1 protein-coding gene is annotated in these 249 nt (G+C 65.1%); it reads left to right on the forward strand.

Features of this window, described 5'->3' with window-relative positions:
* Positions 1 to 249, forward strand: a 249-nt coding sequence (locus FQ664_RS26575) for a condensation domain-containing protein (protein ID WP_144175962.1), incomplete at both ends; no start/stop codon positions are given.

Genomic DNA, 249 nt, shown 5'->3' on the forward strand with positions numbered 1-249 from the left:
AGCAGGCCCAGCGCTTGCGCATCACCCCAAACACCTTGATCCAAGCGACCTGGCTGCTGCTGCTTCAGCGCTATACCGGGCAAGCCACGGTGTGCTTCGGCGCCACCGTGGCGGGCCGGCCAGCCGGCTTGCCCGGTGCCGACGAAATGCTGGGTTTGTTCATCAACACCTTGCCGGTGGTGCAGACGCCCCAACCGCAGCAGCGGATTGTCGACTGGCTGCAGCAACTGCAGGCCTGCAACCTGGAAC

This window comes from Pseudomonas persica, from assembly GCF_900291015.1.
Classification (GTDB): domain Bacteria; phylum Pseudomonadota; class Gammaproteobacteria; order Pseudomonadales; family Pseudomonadaceae; genus Aquipseudomonas.